General features: G+C 70.6%; 20 protein-coding genes. 7 read left to right on the top strand and 13 right to left on the bottom strand.

Annotation, left to right across the window (positions count from 1 at the left end):
* Positions 1 to 646 precede the first annotated feature (646 nt).
* From ACGFYQ_RS07440 to thyX, 3 genes are all read right to left on the bottom strand, one after another.
* Complete coding sequence (locus ACGFYQ_RS07440) at positions 647 to 2,332, bottom strand: ribonuclease J (RefSeq protein WP_393740871.1); 1,686 nt, start codon at positions 2,330 to 2,332, stop codon at positions 647 to 649.
* A gap of 114 nt (positions 2,333 to 2,446) precedes the next feature.
* Entirely contained in the window at positions 2,447 to 3,346 is a 900-nt protein-coding gene (dapA, locus tag ACGFYQ_RS07435; protein ID WP_393740869.1) for a 4-hydroxy-tetrahydrodipicolinate synthase, read from the bottom strand.
* Positions 3,347 to 3,547: 201 nt separating this feature from the next.
* Complete coding sequence (thyX, locus tag ACGFYQ_RS07430; RefSeq protein WP_328927963.1) at positions 3,548 to 4,288, bottom strand: FAD-dependent thymidylate synthase; 741 nt, start codon at positions 4,286 to 4,288, stop codon at positions 3,548 to 3,550.
* A gap of 166 nt (positions 4,289 to 4,454) precedes the next feature.
* Between thyX and ACGFYQ_RS07425 the strand changes: the two genes are divergently transcribed.
* A complete protein-coding gene (locus tag ACGFYQ_RS07425) occupies positions 4,455 to 4,694 on the top strand; it encodes a hypothetical protein (protein WP_362394332.1) in 240 nt (79 codons plus the stop codon).
* Between the two features lie 48 nt (positions 4,695 to 4,742).
* Complete coding sequence (locus tag ACGFYQ_RS07420; RefSeq protein WP_393740866.1) at positions 4,743 to 5,303, top strand: PH domain-containing protein; 561 nt, start codon at positions 4,743 to 4,745, stop codon at positions 5,301 to 5,303.
* 37 nt (positions 5,304 to 5,340) lie between these two features.
* Here ACGFYQ_RS07420 and ACGFYQ_RS07415 read toward each other — a convergent pair whose 3' ends face one another.
* The 6 genes from ACGFYQ_RS07415 to eccD all read right to left on the bottom strand — a co-directional run bounded on the left by ACGFYQ_RS07415 (position 5,341) and on the right by eccD (position 12,483).
* Positions 5,341 to 5,793, bottom strand: coding sequence for a hypothetical protein (locus ACGFYQ_RS07415; RefSeq protein ID WP_393740864.1), 453 nt, complete (start codon positions 5,791 to 5,793; stop codon positions 5,341 to 5,343).
* A gap of 9 nt (positions 5,794 to 5,802) precedes the next feature.
* The gene (gene dapB, locus ACGFYQ_RS07410; RefSeq protein WP_393740862.1) at positions 5,803 to 6,555 is read right to left on the bottom strand and encodes a 4-hydroxy-tetrahydrodipicolinate reductase; all 753 of its coding nucleotides are present in this window, start codon (positions 6,553 to 6,555) and stop codon (positions 5,803 to 5,805) included.
* Between the two features lie 41 nt (positions 6,556 to 6,596).
* A complete protein-coding gene (locus ACGFYQ_RS07405; RefSeq protein WP_393740860.1) occupies positions 6,597 to 7,976 on the bottom strand; it encodes a M16 family metallopeptidase in 1,380 nt (459 codons plus the stop codon).
* Positions 7,973 to 10,195 (bottom strand): polyribonucleotide nucleotidyltransferase, encoded by a 2,223-nt coding sequence (locus ACGFYQ_RS07400; RefSeq protein WP_393740950.1) that lies wholly within the window; start codon positions 10,193 to 10,195, stop codon positions 7,973 to 7,975. Before ACGFYQ_RS07400 ends, ACGFYQ_RS07405 begins: the two co-directional genes overlap by 4 nt.
* Positions 10,196 to 10,508: 313 nt before the next feature.
* The gene (gene rpsO / locus ACGFYQ_RS07395; protein WP_031143997.1) at positions 10,509 to 10,796 is read right to left on the bottom strand and encodes a 30S ribosomal protein S15; all 288 of its coding nucleotides are present in this window, start codon (positions 10,794 to 10,796) and stop codon (positions 10,509 to 10,511) included.
* Between the two features lie 181 nt (positions 10,797 to 10,977).
* On the bottom strand, positions 10,978 to 12,483 hold the full coding sequence (gene eccD / locus ACGFYQ_RS07390) for a type VII secretion integral membrane protein EccD (RefSeq protein WP_393740857.1): 1,506 nt from the start codon (positions 12,481 to 12,483) through the stop codon (positions 10,978 to 10,980).
* A gap of 196 nt (positions 12,484 to 12,679) precedes the next feature.
* Here eccD and eccCa point away from each other — a divergent pair, with 196 nt between their 5' ends.
* Entirely contained in the window at positions 12,680 to 16,633 is a 3,954-nt protein-coding gene (gene eccCa, locus ACGFYQ_RS07385) for a type VII secretion protein EccCa (RefSeq protein WP_393740855.1), read from the top strand.
* Between the two features lie 76 nt (positions 16,634 to 16,709).
* Entirely contained in the window at positions 16,710 to 16,970 is a 261-nt protein-coding gene (locus ACGFYQ_RS07380; protein WP_362394315.1) for a DUF397 domain-containing protein, read from the top strand.
* A gap of 108 nt (positions 16,971 to 17,078) precedes the next feature.
* Here ACGFYQ_RS07380 and ACGFYQ_RS07375 read toward each other — a convergent pair whose 3' ends face one another.
* The 4 genes from ACGFYQ_RS07375 to eccB all read right to left on the bottom strand — a co-directional run bounded on the left by ACGFYQ_RS07375 (position 17,079) and on the right by eccB (position 20,854).
* Complete coding sequence (locus ACGFYQ_RS07375; RefSeq protein ID WP_393740853.1) at positions 17,079 to 17,387, bottom strand: WXG100 family type VII secretion target; 309 nt, start codon at positions 17,385 to 17,387, stop codon at positions 17,079 to 17,081.
* 48 nt (positions 17,388 to 17,435) lie between these two features.
* On the bottom strand, positions 17,436 to 17,780 hold the full coding sequence (locus ACGFYQ_RS07370) for a hypothetical protein (RefSeq protein ID WP_393740851.1): 345 nt from the start codon (positions 17,778 to 17,780) through the stop codon (positions 17,436 to 17,438).
* Positions 17,781 to 17,993: 213 nt separating this feature from the next.
* On the bottom strand, positions 17,994 to 19,259 hold the full coding sequence (mycP, locus tag ACGFYQ_RS07365; protein ID WP_393740849.1) for a type VII secretion-associated serine protease mycosin: 1,266 nt from the start codon (positions 19,257 to 19,259) through the stop codon (positions 17,994 to 17,996).
* A gap of 11 nt (positions 19,260 to 19,270) precedes the next feature.
* Complete coding sequence (eccB, locus tag ACGFYQ_RS07360; RefSeq protein WP_393740847.1) at positions 19,271 to 20,854, bottom strand: type VII secretion protein EccB; 1,584 nt, start codon at positions 20,852 to 20,854, stop codon at positions 19,271 to 19,273.
* 258 nt (positions 20,855 to 21,112) lie between these two features.
* Between eccB and eccE the strand changes: the two genes are divergently transcribed.
* The 3 genes from eccE to ACGFYQ_RS07345 form a co-directional block, all read left to right on the top strand.
* The gene (gene eccE, locus ACGFYQ_RS07355; protein WP_393740845.1) at positions 21,113 to 22,387 is read left to right on the top strand and encodes a type VII secretion protein EccE; all 1,275 of its coding nucleotides are present in this window, start codon (positions 21,113 to 21,115) and stop codon (positions 22,385 to 22,387) included.
* Positions 22,384 to 23,082, top strand: coding sequence for a hypothetical protein (locus tag ACGFYQ_RS07350; protein WP_393740843.1), 699 nt, complete (start codon positions 22,384 to 22,386; stop codon positions 23,080 to 23,082). Before eccE ends, ACGFYQ_RS07350 begins: the two co-directional genes overlap by 4 nt.
* Before the next feature lie 112 nt (positions 23,083 to 23,194).
* Positions 23,195 to 23,711, top strand: a 517-nt coding sequence (locus tag ACGFYQ_RS07345) for an SCO5717 family growth-regulating ATPase (protein ID WP_393740841.1), incomplete at its 3' end; no start/stop codon positions are given.

Below are 23,711 nucleotides of genomic sequence, written 5' to 3'. Positions count from 1 at the left end.
TGAATGTTTACCCGTAATCGGGTGCACACATCACTTAGAGCGGGCACGTCATGTCGGAATAAGACCGACGCGCCACAACGTCCTCGCTGTGTAATCGCCTGCAAGCACTTCACGAGGAAGCCTCACAGGTCTTTTTCAAAGGAACCTCATCCACCGAAGTGGACGGGGTATCAACTTCTGGCGTTGATTTTTGGCACGCTGTTGAGTTCTCAAGGAACGGACGCTTCCTTTGTACTCACCCTCTCGGGCTTTCCTCCGGGCTTTCGTTCTGTTCTTGCGTTTCCGACTCTATCAGACTCTTTCGGGCCCGACTTCCTCGGTGCTTTCCAGGTCCTGCGCTTTCACGCTTTCCCTTTCCGGCGATTCCGACTCTATCAGATTCGTTTCCGTGCCGTTTCCGGTTTGGATTGGAATTCCGATGGCCTTCGGAGGGCCTTTCCCTTTCGGGCGGATCAGACTTTATCAGGTCTCCCTGGGTCTGAATCCCACCCTCTCCCCAGACTTCGTCCGGGGGACCCCCGCATGACTGATCCGGACACACGTGTGTGCCCGGGAGTTGTGCGAGGTGGAGACGTAAACGTACTGGAGCGGGGCCTCCGGATGCAAATCCGGTTGCCCCGCTCCGGTGACGTCGCTACGGCGAGGGTCAGACCTCGACGACGACGGGGAGGATCATCGGGCGGCGGCGGTAGCTGTCCGACACCCACTTGCCCATCGTGCGGCGGATGAGCTGCTGGATCTGGTGCGGCTCGGCCACACCGTCGGCGGCGGCGCGGGCGATGGCTTCCTCGATCTTCGCGATGACCGGGCCGAAGGCCCCGTCGTCGATGCCGGAGCCGCGGGCCTGGATGTTCGGGCCGCTGACCACCTTGCCCGTGGTGCTGTCCACCACGACGTAGACCGAGATGATGCCCTCGTCGCCGAGGATCCGGCGGTCCTTCAGGTGGACCTCGGTGACGTCGCCGACCGAGAGGCCGTCCACGTACACGTAGCCGGCCTGGACCTTGCCGGAGATGCGGGCCTTGCCGTCGATCAGGTCGACGACCACGCCGTCCTCGGCGATGACGATGCGGTCCTTCGGGACGCCCGTCAGGGCACCGAGCTCGGCGTTGGCGCGCAGGTGGCGCCATTCGCCGTGGACCGGCATCAGGTTCCGCGGCTTGCAGATGTTGTAGAAGTACAGCAGCTCGCCCGCGGAGGCGTGACCGGAGACGTGCACCTTGGCGTTGCCCTTGTGCACGACGTTGGCGCCCCAGCGGGTCAGGCCGTTGATCACGCGGTAGACCGCGTTCTCGTTGCCCGGGATCAGGGACGACGCCAGGATCACGGTGTCGCCGGGGACGATCCGGATCTGGTGGTCGCGGTTGGCCATGCGGGACAGGGCCGCCATCGGCTCGCCCTGGGACCCCGTACAGACGAGGACGACCTCGTGGGCCGGCAGGTCGTCGAGGGTCTTGACGTCCACGACGAGACCCGGCGGGACCTTCAGGTAGCCCAGGTCACGGGCGATGCCCATGTTGCGGACCATCGAGCGGCCGACGAAGGCGACCCTGCGGCCGTACTCGTGGGCGGCGTCGAGGATCTGCTGGATCCGGTGCACGTGGCTGGCGAAGCTGGCCACGATGATCCGGTTGTGGGCGTTCGCGAAGACCGTGCGCAGGACGTTGGAGATCTCGCGCTCGGGCGGGACGAAGCCCGGGACCTCGGCGTTCGTCGAGTCGGAGAGGAGGAGGTCGATGCCCTCTTCGCTCAGACGCGCGAATGCGTGCAGGTCGGTGAGGCGCTTGTCCAGCGGGAGCTGGTCCATCTTGAAGTCGCCGGTGGCGACGACCAGGCCCGCGGGGGTCCGGATCGCGACGGCCAGGGCGTCGGGGATGGAGTGGTTGACGGCGATGAACTCGCAGTCGAAGGGGCCGAGGTTCTCGCGCTCGCCTTCCTTCACCTCAAGGGTGTAGGGGCGGATGCGGTGCTCCTGGAGCTTCGCCTCGATGAGGGCCAGCGTCAGCTTGGAGCCGATCAGCGGGATGTCCGGCTTCTCCCGGAGGAGGTAGGGGACGGCGCCGATGTGGTCCTCGTGACCGTGCGTGAGCACGATGCCGTCGATGTCGTCGAGGCGATCCCTGATGGACGTGAAGTCCGGCAGGATCAGGTCGATGCCCGGCTGCTCCTCCTCGGGGAAGAGGACGCCGCAGTCGACGATCAGCAGGCGGCCGTCGAACTCGAAGACGGTCATGTTGCGGCCGATCTCGCCGAGGCCACCCAGAGGGGTGACCCGCAGGCCGCCCTTGGGCAGCTTCGGCGGCGGACCGAGTTCAGGATGCGGATGGCTCAAAAGTGTCTCCTCACCACACACGCCACGTACCTCGGAAGGCACGTGGCGTGTATGACATTCGTGCTCTTGCTGTTGTCTGTTTCGGTCGTGCTTGTTCAGTTGTGAAGTCTGTTGTCAGAGCTGTACCCCGCCGGCGGCGAGATCGAGCTTGAGCTGCGCCGTCTCTTCGGCGGTCAGCTCGATCAGCGGCAGCCGCAGCGGGCCCGCGGGCAGGCCCTGCAGGTTCAGCGCGCCCTTGGTCGTCATCACGCCCTGGGTGCGGAACATGCCGGTGAAGATGGGGAGCAGCTTCTGGTGGATCTCGGTCGCCTTCTGGACGTCTCCGCCCAGGTGGGCCTCGAGCATCGCGCGCAGCTCCGGGGTGACCACGTGGGCAACGACGGAGACGAAGCCGACCGCGCCGACGGACAGGAGCGGCAGGTTCAGCATGTCGTCGCCGGAGTACCAGGCCAGGCCGCTCTGTGCGATGGCCCAGCTGGCGCGGCCGAGGTCGCCCTTGGCGTCCTTGTTGGCAACGATACGGGGGTGCTCGGCCAGCCGGACCAGAGTTTCGGTGTCGATCGGGACACCACTGCGGCCGGGGATGTCGTAGAGCATGACCGGCAGCCCGGTCGCGTCGGCGATCGCCGTGAAGTGCCGGTAGAGGCCTTCCTGCGGCGGCTTGCTGTAGTACGGCGTCACCGCGAGCAGTCCGTGGGCGCCGGTGCGCTCGGCCTGGCGGGCGAGCTCCAGGGTGTGGCGGGTGTCGTTGGTGCCGATGCCGGCGACCACGTGGGCGCGGTCTCCGACGGCTTCGAGGACGGCTCGTACGAGGTCGTTTTTCTCCGCGTCGGTGGTGGTCGGCGACTCACCGGTGGTGCCGTTGATGATCAGGCCGTCGTTGCCTGCGTCCACCAGGTGGACGGCGAGCCGCTGCGCGCCGTCGAGGTCGAGAGAGCCATCCGCCGTGAACGGCGTGATCATGGCGGTGAGGACCCGCCCGAAGGGGGTCTGCGGAGTCGAGATCGGAGCCATGGGTAACACGCTACTCGCTGCCATGCTCGCGGTGTCCCCTCGGGGGACGTCAACACGGTGTTGGACTCCGGCACTGCCTGCTCGGGGGTTCAAGCAGTGCCGGGTCCGTTTGATCAGCCTAGATGAACTTTACGAAACGTCGCAATACGGACACTTAGGACTTGACTCCGCACACCTGTGCGTCCTGCATGTAAAAGGAGCTTACGGGGCAACGCGGCCGTTGCCGTTGAAGGCCGCGTACGTGAGCGGCATGAGCTTCGCCCAGTGCTGCTCCATCTTCTCGCCGACCATCTCGATCTCCCGCTGCGGGAAGGACGGAACGGCCGCGAGCTCGTGCTGCGTGCGCAGGCCCAGGAAGTGCATGAGCGAGCGCGCGTTGCAGGTGGCGTACATCGAGGAGAAAAGTCCGACCGGCAGGACCGAACGGGCAACCTCCCGGGCCACGCCCGCGGCGAGCATCTCCCGGTAGGCCTCGTAGGCCTGCACGTAGGAGTCCTCCATGACGCGGCCGGTCAGCTCCTGCTGCGCCTCGGTGCCCTCGACGAAGACGTACTTGCCCGGGCGGCCCTCCTGGACGAGCTTGCGCTCGGCGTCCGGGACGTAGAAGACCGGCTCCAGCTCCCTGTAGCGACCGGATTCCTCGTTGTAGGACCAGCCGACGCGGTGGCGCATGAACTCGCGGAACACGAAGATCGGGGCGCTGATGAAGAAGGTCATCGAGTTGTGCTCGAACGGGCTGCCGTGGCGGTCCCGCATGAGGTAGTTGATCAGGCCCTTGGAACGCTCCGGGTCCTTCTGCAGCTCCTCCAGGGACTGCTCGCCCGCCGTCGAGACACGGGCGGCCCACAGCACGTCGGAGTCGGCGGCGGAGTGCTTCACCAGCTCCACCGTCACGTCACTGCGGAAGCTGGGTTTCAGATCTGAAGCGGCGGTCTCGCTCACCGGGGGTCCTTCCAAACGTGCGTCCTGGGGCGCGCCCACTCTACGTCGCCGCCTGCGGGCCGCGGCGCCATGAATTTTCGTTAATGTGCCCAAATCCGGCACCGATTGGGCCTCTCGGACGTCCTACGTAAGAGAACGCACACCGATCGTGAGGAGAGTGGCTCCCATGTTCCGCCGACGGGAACCCGTCCCGTTCGCCTTCGTCGCCGAGGCCGACCGTTTCCGCAGCAACGTCACTCCGCCGCCGCGCGAGAGTCTGAGCAGGACTCAGCTCGCCGCCCGTAGTCTGGTCGGGCTGACCGTGGTGGCGGGGCTGGCCGGCTCGCTGCTCTTCGGTATGCCCGCGCTGCAGCCGAGCAAGGCGCCGGCGAAGTCGCAGCAGTCGGAGGCCTCCGAGGGGCGGTAGCCTCACGGTCACAGCCCAACCGAACGTGCATGTGAGTGAGGTCCAGCCGTGCCCCTGCCCTTCCTGACGGCCGACGGTGTGTCCGAGGCGGATGACGACGGCGACGAGGCGCTCGCCCATGACGACCACGACCGCTGGCGGCGCCCCTACCGGCCGGGTCCCTGGCGGGTGGCCATCTCCGCGGTGCTGCTCCTGCTGTCCGCCTTCATGCTGCTGGCCACGATGATCATTGCGTTCGCGGGCACCTGGGGCGGGGCGTCGGTCTGCCTCGTCGCCGCGCTCTGTGTCGTCGGGTCGGCGGTACAACTGCTGCGCGCCGGCGTCTGGGTGAGCCGTACGGGGCTGCGCCGGGTCGGGTTCTTCGGGACCCGCTCGATCGCGTGGAGCGAGATCGCCGAGCTCCGTACGGTGCAGCAGCCGGTGCGCTGGCTCGGTCTGCCGAGGACCGTACAGGGGCAGGCGCTGACGGTGGCCGCGCGCGACGGCGCCGAGCTGCCGGTGCTGCTGACCGACCACAACGCCGATTTCCTGTCACGGGCCGAGGCCTTCGACCGGGCCGCCGACACGGTCGGGGCCTGGGCGGACGAGTACCGGCCCGTGTCCGCCTGATCCGGCGCCGGGCGCGCACGGGGAGCCCGTACAGGTATCAGACCTGTACGGGCTTCCCGTCGTGCAGGGCGATCGCCCGCTGCATGGCCTTGCGCGCCCGTGGGGTGTCCCGGGCGTCGTGGTAGGCGACGGCGAGCCGGAACCAGCTGCGCCAGTCCCCCGGCGCGTCCTCGGTCTCGGCCTTGCGGCGCGCGAAGACCTCGTCGGCCGAGTCCCGCAGGATCCGGCCGTACTGATCCCGCTCCAGCTCGTCGACGGGCAGGCCGCCCTCGCCCTCCAGCTCGGTCGCGAGCTGGTTGGCCTTGGTGACGAACCGGGTGTTCTTCCAGAGGAACCAGACGCCGATGACCGGCAGGATCAGCACGGCCACTCCGAAGGTGACGGTGACCCAGGTGCCGTGCCGGATCAGCATCAGGCCCCGGCTGCCGGCCAGGACGAAGTAGACGACCAGGACGGCGGCCGTGAGGAAGTACGTGATCTTCGCGCGCATGATGGTCGGTCAGCCCAGGTCGAGGAAGTGTTCCAGGCCGAAGGTGAGGCCCGGGGTCTGCACGACGCGGCGCACCCCGAGCAGGATGCCCGACATGAAGCTGCTGTGGTGCAGGGAATCGTGACGGATGGTCAGGGTCTCGCCCTCGGCGCCGAGGAGCACCTCCTGGTGAGCCAGCAGGCCGCGCAGGCGGACGGCGTGCACCGGGACGCCGTCGACGTCCGCGCCGCGCGCGCCGTCGAGGGCGGTCGCGGTGGCGTCGGGCTGCGGGGCGCAGCCGGCCTCGGCGCGGGCGGCCGCGATGAGCTGCGCCGTACGGGTCGCGGTGCCCGAGGGGGCGTCGACCTTGTTGGGGTGGTGCAGCTCGACGACCTCGACGGACTCGAAGTAGCGGGCGGCCTGGGCGGCGAACTTCATCGTCAGGACGGCGCCGATGGAGAAGTTCGGGGCGATGAGCACACCGGTCTCCGGGGAGCCGGCGAGCCAGGTGTCCAGCTGGGCGAGGCGGTCCTCGGTCCAGCCGGTGGTGCCGACCACTCCGTGGATGCCGTGACGGATGAGGAAGTCCAGGTTCCCCATGACCGAATCGGGGGTGGTCAGCTCGACCGCGACCTGGGCGCCGGCCTCGGCCAGAGTCTCCAGCTTGTCGCCGCGGCCGAGGGCCGCCACCAGCTCCATGTCGTCGGCGGCCTCGACCGCCTTGACCGCCTCGGACCCGATGCGGCCCTGGGCGCCGAGGACTGCCACGCGCAGCTTGCTCATTTTCCGTCCTTAAATGATCACGGACTTACGTGCGTACGGAACTAGGCGACGGCCTCGTCGAGCCGGGCCGCCTGCTTCTCCTTCAGCGGGCCGACCACCGCGAGCGAGGGCCGCTGGGCCAGCACATCCCGCGCGACCGAGCGGACGTCGTCCGGGGTCACGGAGGCGATCCGGGCCAGCATGTCGTCGACCGACATCTGGTCGCCCCAGCACAGCTCGCTCTTGCCGATGCGGTTCATGATCGCGCCGGTGTCCTCCAGGCCGAGGACGGTGGAGCCGGAGAGCTGGCCGATGGCCCGCTTGATCTCGTCGTCGCTCAGCCCGTCGGAGGCGACCTTGTCGAGTTCGTCCCGGCAGATCCGGAGCACGTCGTGGACCTGGTTGGGGCGGCAGCCGGCGTACACGCCGAAGAGGCCTGTGTCGGCGAAGCCCGAGGTGTACGAGTACACGCTGTAGGCGAGGCCGCGCTTCTCCCGGACCTCCTGGAAGAGGCGGGAGGACATGCCGCCGCCGAGAGCGGTGTTCAGCACGCCCAGGGCCCAGCGGCGCTCGTCGGTGCGGGCGAGGCCGGGCATGCCGAGGACCACGTGGGCCTGCTCGGTCTTGCGGTTGACGAGGTCGACGCGGCCGGAGGTGCGGATGCGCTTGGTGCCGGAGCGCGGACCGATCGGCTCGGCGTCGGAGCGGGTCAGCGCGCCGGCCTTCTCGAAGGCGGCGCGGACCTGGCGTACGACCTTGTTGTGGTCGACGTTGCCGGCGGCCGCGACGACGAGGTGGGTCGGGTCGTAGTGCTTCTTGTAGAAGCGGCGGATCCGGTCGGCGCCCAGGGCGTTGATCGTCTCGACGGTGCCCAGGACGGGACGGCCCAGCGGGGTGTCGCCGTACATGGTCTGCGCGAACAGGTCGTGGACCATGTCGCCCGGGTCGTCCTCGGTCATCGCGATCTCTTCGAGGATGACCCCGCGCTCGGCGTCGACGTCCTCCTCGCGGATCAGCGAGCCGGTGAGCATGTCGCAGACCACGTCGATGGCCAGCGGCAGGTCGGTGTCGAGCACCCGGGCGTAGTAGCAGGTGTACTCCTTCGCCGTGAAGGCGTTCATCTCGCCGCCGACCGCGTCGATCGCGGAGGAGATGTCGAGGGCGCTGCGCTTGTGCGTGCCCTTGAAGAGGAGGTGCTCCAGGTAGTGCGTGGCGCCGTTCAGCGTGGGCGTCTCGTCACGGGAGCCGACGTGCGCCCAGATGCCGAAGGTGGCGGAGCGGACGGAGGGCAGCGTCTCGGTGACGATGCGCAGTCCGCCGGGGAGGACCGTGCGCCGGACGGTGCCGATGCCGTTCTGCCCCTTGAGGAGGGTTTGGGTACGGGCGACGGCCCGCCCCTCCGAAGAGGGGCGGGCCGTCACACGGGAACTACGCGACATCACTTGTCGGAGTCGTCCTTGTCAGCGTCGTCGCCGGCAGCTTCGCCGTCGATCACGGGGATCAGGGAGAGCTTGCCGCGCTGGTCGATCTCGGCGATCTCCACCTGGACCTTGGTGCCGACCGCGAGCACGTCCTCGACGTTCTCCACGCGCTTGCCACCGGCGAGCTTGCGGATCTGCGAGATGTGCAGCAGGCCGTCCTTGCCGGGCATCAGGGAGACGAAGGCACCGAAGGTGGTGGTCTTGACGACCGTACCCAGGTAGCGCTCGCCGACCTCCGGCATGGTCGGGTTGGCGATCGCGTTGATCGTGGCGCGGGCGGCCTCGGCGGCCGGGCCGTCGGAGGCACCGATGTAGATGGTGCCGTCGTCCTCGATCGTGATCTCGGCGCCGGTGTCCTCCTGGATCTGGTTGATCATCTTGCCCTTGGGGCCGATGACCTCACCGATCTTGTCCACCGGGATCTTGACGGTGATGATCCGGGGGGCGAACGGGGACATCGCGTCCGGCGTGTCGATCGCTTCCATCATCACGTCGAGGATGTGGAGGCGGGCGTCGCGGGCCTGCTTGAGGGCCGCGGCCAGGACGGAGGCCGGGATGCCGTCCAGCTTGGTGTCCAGCTGGAGGGCGGTCACGAACTCCTTGGTGCCGGCGACCTTGAAGTCCATGTCGCCGAAGGCGTCCTCCGCGCCGAGGATGTCGGTGAGGGCGACGTAGTGCGTCTTGCCGTCGATCTCCTGGGAGATCAGACCCATGGCGATACCGGCGACGGGGGCCTTGAGGGGCACACCGGCGTTCAGCAGCGACATGGTGGAGGCGCAGACCGAGCCCATCGACGTCGAACCGTTGGAGCCGAGGGCCTCGGACACCTGACGGATCGCGTAGGGGAACTCCTCGCGGGTCGGGAGGACCGGCAGGATCGCGCGCTCGGCGAGCGCGCCGTGGCCGATCTCGCGGCGCTTGGGCGAGCCCACGCGGCCGGTCTCGCCGACGGAGTACGGCGGGAAGTTGTAGTTGTGCATGTAGCGCTTGCGGGTCACCGGGGAGAGGGTGTCCAGCTGCTGCTCCATGCGGAGCATGTTCAGGGTGGTGACGCCCAGGATCTGGGTCTCGCCACGCTCGAACAGCGCCGAGCCGTGCACGCGCGGGATGGCCTCGACCTCGGCGGCGAGGGTACGGATGTCCGTGAGCCCGCGGCCGTCGATGCGGACCTTGTCCTTGATGACGCGCTCGCGCACCAGGGCCTTGGTCAGGCTGCGGTAGGCGGCGGAGATCTCCTTCTCGCGGCCTTCGAAGGCCGGGAGGAGCTTCTCGGCGGCGATCTCCTTGACGCGGTCCAGCTCGGCCTCGCGGTCCTGCTTGCCCGCGATGGTCAGCGCCTGGGAGAGGTCACCCTTGACGGCGGCCGCGAGGGCCTCGTACACGTCGTCCTGGTAGTCCAGGAAGACCGGGAACTCACCCTCGGGCTTCGCGGCCTTGGCGGCCAGGTCGGCCTGGGCCTTGCAGAGGACCTTGATGAACGGCTTCGCGGCGTCGAGGCCCGAGGCCACGATCTCCTCGGTCGGCGCCTGGGCGCCGCCCTTGACGAGGGCGATGGTCTTCTCGGTGGCCTCGGCCTCGACCATCATGATCGCGACGTCGCCGTCCTCCAGGACGCGGCCCGCGACGACCATGTCGAAGACGGCGTCCTCGAGCTCGGTGTGCGTCGGGAAGGCCACCCACTGGCCGCGGATCAGCGCGACGCGGACGCCGCCGATCGGGCCGGAGAAGGGCAGACCGGCCAGCTGGGTGGACGCGGACGCGGCGTTGATCGCGACGACGTCGTACAGGTGGTCGGGGTTGAGCGCCATGATCGTGGCGACGACCTGGATCTCGTTGCGCAGGCCCTTCTTGAAGGACGGGCGCAGCGGGCGGTCGATCAGGCGGCAGGTGAGGATCGCGTCCTCGGAGGGGCGGCCCTCGCGGCGGAAGAAGGATCCGGGGATCTTGCCGGCCGCGTACTGGCGCTCCTCGACGTCCACCGTCAGGGGGAAGAAGTCGAGCTGGTCCTTGGGCTTCTTCGACGCGGTGGTGGCGGAAAGCACCATCGTGTCGTCGTCCAGGTAGGCAACGGCGGAGCCGGCGGCCTGGCGGGCCAGACGGCCCGTCTCGAAGCGGATGGTGCGGGTGCCGAAGGAACCGTTGTCAATGACGGCCTCGGCGTAGTGGGTCTCGTTCTCCACTAGCGTTTTCTCCATTTTCGTCGTCTCCGTCCGCCGCCCGTGTGGCGGTGGACGGTTGCGGAGAAGCGCTCCTGGCGTGCGGGCCGGTCTTCGATCGAAGCATCCGGTGCGTCGCCCGTGTGGGCTTCCGGGTGCCACTACCGAGGACCGGCGGCGTGGGAGGGCGCTCCTCCTCTTCAGTTGTGCGCGTCTTCGCGCGTCTCTGTCAGACGCGCACGTGCGTCGTCTCCAGACTACAAAGGGTCCGGTCCGTCCCGCACGTACAGCAAAGGGAGCGGCCCCCGGATGTGGGAACCGCTCCCTTCACGGCGTGTTACTTGGCGCCGGCCGCACCGCGGCGGATGCCGAGGCGCTCGACCAGCGTACGGAAGCGCTGGATGTCCTTCTTGGCCAGGTACTGCAGCAGGCGGCGACGCTGGCCGACCAGGATCAGCAGACCACGACGGGAGTGGTGGTCGTGCTTGTGCGTCTTGAGGTGCTCGGTCAGGTCCGAGATGCGGCGGGAGAGCATCGCGACCTGGACCTCGGGAGAGCCGGTGTCGCCCTCCTTGGCACCGAACTCGCTGATGATCTGCTTCTTCGTAGCGGCGTCGAGCGGCACGCGTACTCCTCGTTTAGGTCTTCGTAGCCACCGAGTGCCCCAGGTCTGAGTCTCTGGGGAGCTTCCGTAACTCGGGAGGCGGGGTCCGCTGAGCGCAGTCCACAGACCCTGTCGAAGGATCCGGGGGACGCGTACACAAACGGCCGTCACACAGCGTACCAGGCTGCCGGGACGCGGCGTCTCAGCTGGTGAGAGCGCGGGCCCGGGAGTAGACGTCCAGCACGGCCAGGGTCAGCGGGACCAGGCTCAGCAGGACCGCCGCCTCGGTGAGGTCGAGCAGCCTTCCCCAGAAGGGTGACAGGCCCTTGCGGGGAATGACAAGCGCAATTCCGGCGAGGAGGGCCGCGCCGGCGGCGACGGCGGCGGTCAGCCAGATCGTACGGAGGTCCAGGCCGCTGTGGTCGTTCTTGAGGACGAGGGCTTCGAGCAGGTCCGCCGGCGGGTGCAGGGCCAGGCCCAGGATCAGCAGCGCGACGGCGACCAGGCCGGCGGCCAGGGCGCACACCACCTGTGAGGTGTAGCGGAAGAGGCGGGCGCGCAGCAGCATGGCGAGGCCGGTGGTGAGGGCCAGCAGGCGGCCCCAGGTGTTGTCGGAGAAGCCGAGGACGGCGGCGGCGCCGACGGCGACCGCGGCGCAGCCGCCGACCAGGCCGAGCAGCATCTCGTGGCCGCGCCGGGCCTGGGCGGCGATCTGCTCGGCGTCGAGCGTGGCCGCCTGGTCGTGCTGGTCGGTGCCGGACTGGTCACCGTACGGCTCGGTCTCGTAGCGGTCCGGGGTCTCGTAGTCCTCGGTGGCGCTCTGCGGGGCGGCGTAGCCGATGGGCAGGCGGGCGAAGCGGGCGGAGAGGCCTGGCAGGAAGGCGACGAGGCCGATGGCGACGGGTGCGCAGACGGCGGCGGTGTCGGTCGCGGAGGCCTCGGTGGCGATGGCCGTGAACGTGGCCAGGGTGCCGGCGGCGGCGACGAAGGTGGCCGCGACGAAGGGGGCGTCGCCGCTGGGGGTGAGCGCGACCAGGGCGACGGAGGCGACGAGGACGCAGACGCAGCCGAGCAGGAACTGGAGGCGGCCGGGTCCCTGGCCGGCGGCGGGGGCGATGATCCCGGAGCCGGCGATCAGCAGCTGCGGGAGGGCGCTGAGGCCGAGCGCGACGGCGGAGCCGCGGTCGCGGTAGACCCGGGCGCGCACGCCGGCGACGGCGGTGAGCAGGACGCCGACGGCGCCCGCGATGATGCCGGGCAGGCCGTGCATGTCGTGGCGCAGCGGGTCCGCGTACCAGAGGACGAAGCCCAGCATGACGAGGAGCAGTGCGGCGCCGGCCAGGCCCGCGCCGCGCAGCATGTCGTCGCTCCAGCGGTGCCGGTCGCGGACGACGGCGGAGGCGACGGCGTCGGAGACGTCGTCGAAGACGGCGGGCGGCAGGGATTCGGCGAAGGGGCGCAGGCTGAGCACCTCGCCGTCGAGGACCTGCTGGGCGGCCAGGGTGCGGGCGCCGTCGAGGACGGTGCCGGAGCGGCGTACGAGGTGGAAGCCGGTGGGGGCGCCGACGGGCTGGGTCTGGCCGGTGAGGCGCAGCAGCTCGGGATAGACGTCGGCGACGGCGATGTCCTCGGGGAGGGCGACGTCGATCCGGCTGTCCGGGGCCACGACGGTGACCCTGCAGAAGCCCGTCGTTGCGGCCGTACTCACCTGTGTGACCCCCCTTGTTGACGCCCGCGGTGGCGGACGATTCGCGGATGCGCATACTGCGCGCGCCACCCTACCGGGCTTATGCCTGACAGTCGGCAAGTAGGATCACCGACGCGTGGAGGAGACCCCCTTCACACCCGGGACTTGGGGGCGCCGGTTACGACGTCCCGTCCGTTTTCGAGGGATTGATGCTCCGGTGAGCCAGATCGTCGTCAAACGCCCGCCGCGGTCCCTGCCGCCCGAAGTGCCTTCGGACGAGGTGAAGCTGGAGGCGCCTCCGGAGCTTCCGCGGGGGCAGCAGGAGGGCATGCTGATGCAGCTCCTGCCGATGCTCGGCATGGGCTCCTCCGCCGTGTTCTTCTTCATGCCGGGTGCGGCGCCGTTCATGCGCATCATGGGTGTGCTGATGCTGGTGTCGACGGTGGCGATGGTCGTCGCGCAGGTGGTGCGGCAACGGCGGGGTACGCAGGGGCAAATGGCCGATGTGCGCCGGGACTACCTCAAATACCTCGCGCAGACGCGTCGTCAGGTACGCCGGACCGCGCGGGCGCAGCGCGACGCGCAGCTGTACCTGCACCCGGCCCCGGAGCAGTTGTGGTCGGTGGTGGCCGAGGGTTCGCGGCTGTGGGAACGGCGGGTCGGCGACGCGGACTTCGGGCAGGCCCGGCTGGGGCTGGGCGCGCAGCGGCTGCAGACCCCGCTGGTGGCGCCGGACACGGCCCCGGTGGACGAGCTGGAGCCGCTGACGGCGGGCGCGATGCAGCGCTTCCTGAAGGTGCACTCCTCGCTGGACGGACTGCCGATGGCGGTCTCGATCCGGGCCTTCTACCACGTGACCGTGTCCGGTGAGCCGGAGTCGGCGCGCGGTACGGCACGGGCGCTGGTGTCGCAGCTGGCGACGCTGCACTCCCCCGAGGACCTGACGGTGGCCGTGGTGGCCGCGCCGGGTGCGGTGCCCTCGTGGGACTGGACGAAGTGGCTGCCGCACACGCAGGTACCGGGCCAGGTGGACGGCGCCGGTACGAAGCGGCTGTTCGGCGACGACCTCGCCGAGCTGGAGGGGCTGCTGGGCTCCCGGCTGGAGGGGCGGCCGCGGTTCAGCCGCGAGGTGTCCCCGGTGCTGGACCAGCCGCACCTGGTGGTCGTGCTCGACGGCGGGATGGTGCCGCCGGACTCGGTGTTCGCGGCGGCCGAGGGGCTGCAGGGCGTCACGATCGTCGAGGTGGTCGCGGGCGAGCTGGACGAGCCGCGCGGCGGGCTGTCGGTCGTGGTGCGTCCGGGCCGGCTGCGCCTGGAGTCGGGCGCGGGCGTCGCGTACGAGGGCACCCCGGACACGCTGTCGCTGCCCGCGGCGGAGGCGCTGGCCCGCCAGTTGGCCCCGCTGCGCACGGGTGGCGGGGACGACGACGAGCCGCTGCTGGCGAACCTGGACTTCACGGACCTGCTGAACCTGGGCGACGCGGCCGCGGTGGACGTGGCGCGGACCTGGCGGCCGCGGTCGGCCGGTGAGCGGCTGCGCGTGCCGATCGGTGTCGGCGAGGACGGCGCCCCGGTGATGCTGGACCTGAAGGAGGCCGCGCAGGAGGGCATGGGTCCGCACGGCCTGTGCGTCGGCGCGACCGGTTCCGGCAAGTCGGAGCTGCTGCGCACGCTGGTGCTGGGTCTGGCGGTCACGCACACCTCGGAGACGCTGAACTTCGTACTCGCCGACTTCAAGGGCGGTGCGACCTTCACCGGCATGGGGCAGATGCCGCACGTGGCGGCCGTCATCACCAACCTGGCGGACGACCTCACGCTCGTGGACCGCATGGGCGACTCGATCCGCGGCGAGCTCCAGCGCCGGCAGGAGCTGCTGCGCTCGGCGGGCAACTACGCGAACATCCACGACTACGAGAAGGCCCGTGCGGCCGGCGCTCCGCTGGAGCCGCTGGCCTCGCTGGTGCTCGTCATCGACGAGTTCTCCGAACTGCTCACGGCCAAGCCCGACTTCATCGACATGTTCATCCAGATCGGCCGCATCGGCCGGTCGCTGGGCGTGCACCTGCTGCTGGCCTCGCAGCGACTGGAGGAGGGCAAGCTGCGCGGACTGGACACGTACCTCTCGTACCGGATCGGTCTGCGGACCTTCTCGGCGGCCGAGTCGCGGACGGCGATCGGTGTGCCGGACGCCTACCACCTGCCGTCGGTGCCCGGTTCGGGCTATCTGAAGTTCGGTACGGACGAGATGACCCGCTTCAAGGCGGCGTACGTCTCGGGCACCTACCGCTCGGGCGGACCGGACCTGTCGGTGGGCCTGTTCCCGGTGGAGCGGCGGCCCGCGCTGTTCACGGCGGCTCCGGTGCCGGTGGTGTACGCGGCTCCGGACCCGGCGTACCTGGCGGCGCAGTCCTCGCGGGAGGACGACGCGCTCGCCGACACGGTGCTGGACGTGATCGTGAGCCGGCTGGAGGGACAGGGGGTGCCGGCGCACCAGGTGTGGCTGCCGCCGCTCGACCAGGCCCCGCCGCTGGACCAGTTGCTGCCGGCGCTGGCACCGAGCGCGGAGCGCGGGCTGCACGCGGACGGGTACACGCGGCCCGGCGGGCTCGTCGTACCGCTCGGCCTCATCGACAAGCCGTTCGAACAGCGGCGCGAGGTGCTGTACCGGGACTTCTCGGGTGCGGCGGGCCACATGATGGTGGTCGGCGGCCCGCAGTCGGGCAAGTCGACGCTGATGCGGACGCTGATCTCGTCCTTCGCGCTCACGCACACCCCGCGCGAGGTGCAGTTCTACGGGCTGGACTTCGGCGGTGGCAGCCTGTCGGCGGTCGCCGAGCTGCCGCACGTGGGCGGGATCGCCTCGCGGCTGGACCCGGAGCGGGTGCGGCGCACCGTCGCGGAGGTGGGGGGCATCCTCAACCGCCGCGAGGAGTTCTTCCGGGCGAACAACATCGACTCGATCGGCACCTACCGGCGCCGGCGCGCGGCGGGCGAGCTGCCCGGCGAGCCGTGGGGCGACGTGTTCCTGCTGATCGACGGCTGGGGCGGCTTCCGCGGCGAGTACGAGGGCCTGGACCAGATCGTCACGGACATCGCGGCCCGCGGTCTGGGCTACGGCATCCACGTGGTGATCACCGCGGCGCGGTACATGGAGGTCCGGGCGGCGCTCAAGGACCAGATGCTCAGCCGGCTGGAGCTGCGGCTCGGCGACACCATGGACTCCGAGTTCGACCGGAAGGTCGCGGCGAACGTCCCCACCGGGATGCCGGGCCGGGGCCAGGTGCCGGAGAAGCTGCACTTCCTGGGCGCGCTCCCGCGGATCGACGGCTCGCACGACGCGGCTGACCTGTCGGAGGCCACGGCGGCGTTCGTGGACGTCGTGAAGCAGAACTGGCAGGGGCAGGCGGCCCCCGGGGTACGGCTGCTGCCGCGGCTGCTCCACGCCGACCAGCTGCCCAAGGGCGGGGAGCACCCCGGCCGCGGGATCGCGATCGGCATCGACGAGACCGACCTGGAGCCGGTGTTCGTCGACTTCGAGTCGGACCCGTTCCTCCTCGTCTTCGGCGAGAGCGAGTCGGGCAAGACGAACCTGCTGCGGCTCATCGCCCAGCAGATCGCCGAGCGCTACACCCCCGACCAGGCGCGCCTGGTGGTGGGCGACTACCGGCGGAGCCTGCTCGGGGCACTGCCCGAGGAGCACCTGCTGGAGTACGCGCCGATGGCGAGCTCGCTGCAGATGCACATGGAGGCTCTGGGCGGGGTGTTCTCGCGCCGGCAGCCGCCGACCGACGTCACTCCGCAGCAGCTGCGCGACCGCAGCTGGTGGACGGGCCCGGACGTGTTCATCATCATCGACGACTTCGACCTGGTGGCCACGAGCCAGGGCAATCCGCTGGCTCCGCTGGTGGAGTTCCTGCCCTTCGCCCGGGACACGGGCGTGCGGTTCATCATCGCGCGGAACTCGGCGGGCGCCTCGCGTTCGTTGTACGAGCCGTTCATGCAGCGGATCAAGGAGCTGGGCGCGCAGGGCCTCGTCCTGTCGGGCGACCCGTCCGAGGGCGACCTCGTCGGCAACGTGCGGCCGCGTCCGATGCCGCCGGGCCGGGCCTACTTCGCCTCGCGCAGGCGGGGCACCTCGCTGGTGCAGCTGGGGCGGATGCCGGGGATGTGAGGAAACCGGTTCCCCTCGGCGGCGCAGCACCGATAATCGGCGGTGAAGACCGCGCCACCGAGGGGAAAGGCCGCACATGGGCACCCAGCAGGAGAAGGACGAGCTGTACGCACTCGACATCAGCGGCGTGGAGTGGGAGGGCCCGCCCGGGACCAGCCCCGACGAGGAGCGGGTCGAGATCGCCCGGCTGCCCGAGGGCGCGGTGGCCATGCGGTCCTCACTGGACCGGGACACCGTGCTGCGGTACACGGCCGCCGAGTGGGAGGCCTTCGTCCTCGGGGCCCGGGACGGCGAGTTCGACCTGGACCGGCACCGCCCCGAGGGACCGGACGCCTGAGGGCCCCGGACGCCTGAGGGCCGGACACCTGAGAGAGCAGACGCCGAAGGGGCGCGCCCGGTGCGGGCGCGCCCCTTCGGCGCGTACGGACTGACGTGGCGACCGGGCTCAGTAGGCCTCGGTGAACAGGCGCGAGGCCTTCACGTCGGTGGCGCGGTAGTCGCCCTTGCCACGCTCGATGAGCTGGGCGACCTGCTCCAGCGTCTTCTGCATGTGGTCGGCCTTGCCCTTGTACTTCGCCTGGAGCTGGACGTACTGGCCGTGCGCCTCACCGTCCCAGGTGTCGGTGACGACCTTGAGGGCCTGCTCCATCTCGTTCAGGTCCGTGATGATGTTCTTGGAGACGACCCGGATACGGTCCGCCATCTGCTGAACGGTCTCATACCGGACCCGGGTGTGCCCGTCGTTACCCGCCATCTTCTTCTCCTTCTCGCTGCGGCAAACGTGAAACGGAAACGGCTGCTGTCAGATGCCGTTGAGGCCGGAACCGTTGGCGCCGCCGGACGCGCTCTGCACGGCCTTGAACGCGGCGCGCACGTCGTCGTCCTGGGCGTTGCTCAGGTTCTTGGTCTGCGCCACGGCGTTGTGCAGGACGCCCAGCAGCCTGCGGATCTCGTCGTGGTCGTCATTGACCACGCTCTGCGCGGACATGAACCCCGAGGCACCCACACCGGTCCAGCCGGCGCTCACGGTGGCCAGGATGTCGGCCAGCTCGCGGGCCTGCCTGGTAACTGCGTTGGCCGTCTCCTCGATCTTGGTCTTCGCCTGGACGACCGGATCGTCTGCAAGTCCGAAGGTGTTCGTGCTCATCCGAAGCTCCTCACTTCTCAATTCGCCGGCAGAACCGGCGGATTGCGTGGCGGAGCGGACATGCCTGGCGCGGTTGTGAGCCACGCGCCCCGGGCGTCCCCCTCCGCTTCACGCGATCCCCCGATCACACTCGTGAAGCCTGCTGTCACTCTAGCCAGTTCAACCGCCGGGCCCAACACCGGTGGGTTGCTTCCGTTGATGAACTGTGACTGTTCACTGCAAACGGCGTCGGCGGTTGCGTGTGTCCCGTACGACGGTCGCGGTCCCGGCGATGACGGCGATCAGGACGGCGCCGATGCCCAGAGCGTACGTGCCGTAGCGCTCCTGCCGCTCCTGTGCCGTCTCGGTGAGCCGGAGCTCGGCCGCCTCCGGGGCGGCCGCCGGCGGCGGGCCGGGATCCGGGACGGGGGCCTTGGGGGCCTCTCGGTCCTGGCTGAGCGCGCGCACCGGGTCGACGATGCCCCAACCGACGTAGTCGTCACGGCCCTTGACCGAGCGTTCGGCGGTGTTCTGGATCTGCCAGACGATCTGCTCGACGGTCCAGTCCCCGTGCTTGGCGCGCAGCAGGGCGGCCACGCCGGCGACGTAAGGGGCGGAGAAGCTGGTGCCGTTGTCGATGCACTGGCCGAAGCCGGGGACCGTGGAGACCATGTCGACGCCGGGCGCCGCCACCCCGATGAAGTCGCCGGGCTGGGAGAACGCGGCCCGCTCGTTGTTGCGGTCCGAGGAGGCCACCGCGAGCACGCCGGGGAAGGCCGCCGGGTAGGTCTTGCGCTTCTCGCCGCTCATGCCGTCGTTGCCCGCCGAGGCCACCACCACAATCTTGGCGTCGATGGCCTTCTGGACCGACTTGCCGAGCTCGGAGTCCGGGGCCATCGGCACGTCGGTGTCCTGGGAGATGTTGATCACTTGGGCGCCCTTGGACACCGCGTGGTCGATCGCCTGGCTCAGGGACAGGGCGTTGCCCTTGCCCTGGCCGTCGTTCTGCCGGATGGGGATGATCGTGGCGTCCGGGGCCAGGCCGACGAAGCCGGTGCCCTCCTGGGGGCGGGCGGCGATCAGCCCGGCGACCTTGGTGCCGTGGCCGACGGTGTCGTTCGTGCCGTCGCCGCCCTTGGGGTCGATGAAGTCCTTGCCGGCGCCGGTGTCGAGGGCGCCGCTGAGCTGCGGGTTCACCCGGTCCACGCCGGTGTCGATGACCGCGACGCGGATGCTGTTGCCGTTCTTGTCCTTGCCCTTGGTGTGCGCCCAGAGCTCGTCGAGGAGGAGCCGCTGGAGGGCCCAGGGACGGTCCGCGATCTGCTTCTTCATGGGGAACGTGCACTCGCCGGCCCCGTCGAGGCGCAGGGCGTACGGGGGCCGCGGCGCGGCGGCCGCGTCGGCGGAGGCCGCGAGGGTGGCGGGCGCGGCCGCGGCGACCGCGGCGAGGGTGAGGGCGGCGGCGCGGACCGCGCGCCGCCGCTGCGGGAGCTGGGTCATCGGCGGCTTCCTCACGAACCCTGCGGCTGGCGGGCCGAGTTGGTGTCCAGGCGCGGGCCCTTGGAGAGGAACTCCGACCACGCGATGGGCACCATGGCCGGAGTGACGCCCGCGTAGCCCAGCCGGATCTGCGCCTGGCTGGCCTCGGGGGCACCCCCCGAGGCGCCGCCCTTCGCCTGCTGGTCGGGGGCTCCGATCTTCGACTGCTCGGCGTCGCTGTCGCCGTTGGCCTGGACGGCGTACCGCAGGCCGGTGTCGGTGACCAGGAAGAGGGAGCCGCCGGCCGTGGTCTGCTTGCCCTGGACCTGGGTGTAGAGCAGCCCCGAGCCCGGGGTGACGTACGCGCTGGTGCCGCTCGCGGTGATGTCGATGGGGAAGCCGGTACCGGCCCAGGTGCTCAGGGTCTGGTTGCCCTGGCCGTCGACCGCGCGCAGGACGTTGCAGACGGTGTCGCGGCCGCCCGGGCCGCCGGCCTGGGTGCCCGCGGCCGGTGCGCTCTGGTTGATCCGCTCGGTCTTCTTCTGCGGCCACTTGAGCTCGCCGGCGAACGGGGTGGCGTCCGGGCTGAGCGACTGGAGGTCGATCTCGCGGGCCTTGCCGTGCATGTTGAGGCCGTCGGTCGCGGGCGCCGAGATCAGCAGCCAGGCGACGAAGTCGGAGACCGGCGCGACCTTCCCCGGCAGGACCACGTAGTGCTGCGTGCCGGAGCCCGTCTGGGCCATGAGCACCATGCCGACCTTGTTGTCGGCGGTGATCAGGCCCTTGACGTCGGCGTTCGTGCCGGCCTTGGCGGGCAGCTGCGGGAAGGACAGGTCGTCGCCGGAGTTGAGGGTGCCCAGCCACTGCTCGGTGACCTGCTGCGGGGTGGCGCCGGTGCCGACCAGGGCGTTGGTCATCGTGCCCGCGGCCGGAGTGCCCTCCGGGAACTTGTACTTCGTGCCCGCCGCGTCGACCAGGTAGCGCTCCTTGCCCGGGCCGGTGCTCTGCACGTACAGCGACTGGGTGTCGGTCAGCCTGCGCTGATCGTCCGTCAGGTGCGTCTCGCGGTCGGCGAGGACGAAGGTGGCGGTCTGCACCCCGCGGCCGTTGCCGCCCGGCTGCTGGCAGACGGCCCAGCGCTTGGCCTTGGCCGCGTCCGCCTTGGCGGGGAGCCGGTCGGGGGCGTACGGGATGCCGATGATGGGCCCGCGCGGCGGCTTGCCCTTGTCGAGGACCTTGTCGTCGACCTGGATGACCTTGAACTTCGAGGGATCCAGGAGGAGTCGGGCGGAGGCGAGGTTCAGCACCGGGTGCAGCCGGGTCTGGTCCTTGCCGTTCACCTTCGTCGTCAGGACCACGTAGCGGGTGGTCGAGTCCTTGCCGACGATGACCTGGGTGCCGGGATCCGCCCAGCCCTTGGGGGCCGTCGGCTTGAACATGCCCCAGGCGCCGAAGCCGGCCAGCACGACCGCGGCGACGATCAGCCCCGGCACGACCGCGCGCAGCGGGCGCGGCGCGCCCTCCTCGGTCCCCGTCGCGGATGGCTGGAGGAACGCGGCCACCGTGCGCCGCTTCGCAAAGGTGTACGCGTTGAGCTCATCACGTCGTGATGCCATGACCGTCTGCTTCTCCCCGCACGGCCCGGTCGGTGAGTACGGTCCCCGGGCCTCGATTGTCGGACCGGGCACCTACTATGCCTCTTGACGGAGGGTGCTCAGGGGCCGGGTAGGGTGAGGTTGCCGCTCAGCGCCTTCCGGACCGGGGTAATCAGGGCTTGTTGGGGTGGATTGAGGAGATTCCGGGGTCATGCGGCAGCTGTCGCGCAGCGCCGGGACTCATGGGGTCTCGCCCCGGAAAGGGGAGGTGCGCGAGTGATGGCCACCGCGACGCAGCCGCAGACTGGCGCGGCCGCACCCGCACGCGGCGGGGTGACGCCGCATCCGAAGTCGAGCCCTGGCCGCTTCGGTCCGTTCCGATTGCAACAGCTTGTGCTGCTTCAGGTGGCCGCGGCCGCCCTGTTGGTGGCCTGGGTGGTCGAACCGCTGCTGCTGGTTCCGGCCGGCGTGCTCGCGGTCGTCCTCGTGGTGCTCGCGGTCGTACGCAGGCACCAGCGCTCCCTGCCCGAGTGGATCGGCGGTGCGCTCGCGCTGCGCGCGCGGCGTCGCCGGGCCGCGTCCCTGGCCGTGCCCGCGGGCACCGAGCCCGGGCTGGCCCCGCTCGTCGAGGCCGATCCGGCGCTGCGCACCCTCACGTTCAGCGACCGTGACCGTCGGCCGGTCGGAATGATCGGCGACGGCACCTTCCTCACCGCGGTCGTCCAGGTCGACACGGACGCCACCGCGCTGCGGCCCGACCGGGGCGCGCGGCCGCTGCCGCTGGGGCTCGTACGGGACATCCTCGAAGTCGACGGCATCCGGCTGGAGTCCGCGCAGCTGGTGCAGCACACCCAGCCCGCGCCGGCCCCGCACCTGCCCGCCCAGTCGATGGCCACGCGCAACTACGCGCCGCTGCAGGCCCGCACCGGTACTCCGGCGGTGCGGCTCACCTGGATCGCGCTCAAACTCGACCCGGAGCTGTGCCCCGAGGCGGTCACCGCGCGCGGAGGCGGACTGCCGGGCGCCCAGCGGTGCGTGGTGCGGGCGGCCGACCAGTTGGCCAGCCGGCTGACCGGCGCCGGGTTCAAGGCCACCGTGCTGACCGAGCAGGAGCTCACGGCGGCCCTGGCCACGTCCTCGTGCGCGAACCCGATGGCGATCACTCAGGCCGGGCGGTCGGCCAGCACGGGGCGGCGTACGGAGGAGACCCCGCGGACCTGGCGCTGCGACGACCGGCGGCACACCACGTACTGGATAGGCCGCTGGCCGCAGCTGGGCGGCGCGGGGGCCGCGGCGCTGCCGCAGTTCGTGGCGCTGCTGACCTCGCTGCCCGCCCTGGCGACGAACTTCAGCCTGACGATCGCCCCGGCGGAGCGCCAGGGCGTGACACTGACCGGACACGTCCGGGTGACCGGGCGCAGCGACGAGGAACTGGTCGCGGCCCGACGGGAGTTGGAGCGGACGGCGCGGGGCGTGAAGACCGCGCTGGTCCGGCTCGACCGTGAACAGGTACCGGGGCTGCTGGCTTCGCTGCCGCTGGGAGGGGCGCGATGAGGGGCGGTTTCGGGCTGGTCGGCCCGCGGCGGGAGCGGCACGTGGTGCCCGCCGCGGATCTGGACGTGCTGGCGCTGCCCGTCGGGGACGACGGGGTCGTCATCGGCGTGGACGCCGAGGGGCGTTCGGCGGTGCTCGGCATCAACCGGCCGACGCCGTACGAGGTGACGCTGATCGGCGGTCTGTGGACGGCGCAGGTGCTGGCGCTGCGCGCGGCGGCGACGGGCGCGCGGGTGGCGGTGGAGACCGGGCGCGGGCACGTGTGGTCCGGGCTGGCGCAGGCCGCGGGCGGCGGGCAGCAGTGCGTGACACTGCACGAGGTGGGCCGGGTGCCCCCGCAGGGCGCGTCGGCGGGCAGCCCGGTGCTGGTGATCCGCGACTGCGGGATGCGGCCGCCGCGCGGGCGTGTGGTGGCCGGGCCCTGGCAGTCTGTGCTGACCCTGCTGCCGTACCTGAGCCCCACGGCGCCGCGGCTGCTCCAGCAGTCGTCGCTGGTGGGTGCGCAGCGGGTGTCCCCGGACGAGGCGCAGCAGATCGGCCGCCTGATGAGCCTGCCGCGGGCAGCGGTGGAATCCCTGCCGACGCTGGGCGACGGGGTGACGCTGTGGTGTACGCCGCGTGACCGGCAGTTCGTGATGACCCAGGGGACGGACGCGGAGACGGGCCTCTTGGGCCCGGCGCGGCGGATCGACTGAGCGTCGGCGGGGCCGACGGGGGCGGACACCGGTGCCGGGGCGCTATTAGGCTGAGCGCGGGCGCGGCGTCGAGGTGGGCGCCGGACCAGTGTTCGACAGACCAGGAGGACCAGTGAGCGGCGATCGGAACGAGAGGCGCGGCGGGACGTGGGACGTCCCGACGGACGATCAGTCCGACGCGGAGCCCGAACTGACGGGCGAGTTCACCATCGACTACACCCCGCCGGCCTGGTACACCCAGGGCGCGGCTCCGTCCGCGCAGGTGCCGGGGCTGCCCGAGGGCAGCGGCTTCGAACCCCACCGTCCGTCGGACGTGGCCTCGCCCCCGACGATGCGGATCGCTCCGCCGAGCCCGCGCACCCCGCCCGAGGGCACGGGCCTGCCCAAGCCCTTCGCGACGCCGGCCCCGGCCGAGACCCCTGCGCCGTCGCCGTTCGCCGCTCCGGCTCCGGCTCCGGCTCCGGCTCCGGCTCCGGCTCCGGCTCCGGCTCCGGCTCCGGCTCCGTTCGAGAGTCCGGCACCCGCGCCGTTCGCGACCTCGGCTCCGGCCGAGAGTCCGGCACCCGCGTCCTTCGCCGCTCCGGCTCCGGCTCCGTTCGAGACCCCTGAACCCGCGCCGTTCGCGACCT

Origin of the sequence: Streptomyces sp. NPDC048258 (genome assembly GCF_043201995.1) — a bacterium.
Classification (GTDB): domain Bacteria; phylum Actinomycetota; class Actinomycetes; order Streptomycetales; family Streptomycetaceae; genus Streptomyces.
The sequence above is the reverse complement of the archived record's forward strand: the minus strand, read 5'-3'. Positions and strand labels throughout refer to the sequence as shown.

Excerpts from the sequence above, each read along its gene's own strand:
- dapA (WP_393740869.1), bottom strand. The coding sequence starts at position 3,346 with ATGGCTCCGATCTCGACTCCGCAGACCCCCTTCGGGCGGGTCCTCACC.
- ACGFYQ_RS07425 (WP_362394332.1), top strand. The coding sequence starts at position 4,455 with ATGTTCCGCCGACGGGAACCCGTCCCGTTCGCCTTCGTCGCCGAGGCC.
- ACGFYQ_RS07415 (WP_393740864.1), bottom strand. The coding sequence starts at position 5,793 with ATGCGCGCGAAGATCACGTACTTCCTCACGGCCGCCGTCCTGGTCGTC.
- dapB (WP_393740862.1), bottom strand. The coding sequence starts at position 6,555 with ATGAGCAAGCTGCGCGTGGCAGTCCTCGGCGCCCAGGGCCGCATCGGG.
- ACGFYQ_RS07380 (WP_362394315.1), top strand. The coding sequence starts at position 16,710 with ATGGGCACCCAGCAGGAGAAGGACGAGCTGTACGCACTCGACATCAGC.
- ACGFYQ_RS07375 (WP_393740853.1), bottom strand. The coding sequence starts at position 17,387 with ATGGCGGGTAACGACGGGCACACCCGGGTCCGGTATGAGACCGTTCAG.
- ACGFYQ_RS07370 (WP_393740851.1), bottom strand. The coding sequence starts at position 17,780 with ATGAGCACGAACACCTTCGGACTTGCAGACGATCCGGTCGTCCAGGCG.
- mycP (WP_393740849.1), bottom strand. The coding sequence starts at position 19,259 with ATGACCCAGCTCCCGCAGCGGCGGCGCGCGGTCCGCGCCGCCGCCCTC.
- eccB (WP_393740847.1), bottom strand. The coding sequence starts at position 20,854 with ATGGCATCACGACGTGATGAGCTCAACGCGTACACCTTTGCGAAGCGG.
- eccE (WP_393740845.1), top strand. The coding sequence starts at position 21,113 with ATGGCCACCGCGACGCAGCCGCAGACTGGCGCGGCCGCACCCGCACGC.
- ACGFYQ_RS07350 (WP_393740843.1), top strand. The coding sequence starts at position 22,384 with ATGAGGGGCGGTTTCGGGCTGGTCGGCCCGCGGCGGGAGCGGCACGTG.